The organism is Arthrobacter sp. E3, from assembly GCF_017353415.1.
Classification (GTDB): Bacteria; Actinomycetota; Actinomycetes; order Actinomycetales; family Micrococcaceae; genus Specibacter.
In genome coordinates this window covers 1-264 of record NZ_JAFMPX010000131.1, presented here as the reverse complement: position 1 = coordinate 264, position 264 = coordinate 1, and the positions used below count along the sequence as shown (strand labels likewise).

Genomic DNA, 264 nt, shown 5'->3' with positions numbered 1-264 from the left:
TTCGGACACCCTCGGATCAAAGTTTGGTTATCAACTCCCCGAGGCTTATCGCAGATTCCTACGTCCTTCTTCGGCTCCTAATGCCAAGGCATCCACCGTGCGCCCTTAAAAACTTGACCACACACATGTTGGTCAATCACTCATTTTTCGAGAGAACCATGAAAACCAACACCACAACAAAGCAGTGTCAGATCCAGGTTCAAACATACTCAAAAGAAATTGCTTTCTCTATAAAGATGCTCGCGTTCACTATGTAGTTCTCAA

Annotated in this window: 1 rRNA gene; it reads right to left on the bottom strand. The window is 44.7% G+C overall.

The features are described from left to right. Positions 1–119, bottom strand: a 23S ribosomal RNA gene (locus JMA46_RS16925); the annotation flags it as partial. Positions 120–264 lie beyond the last annotated feature (145 nt).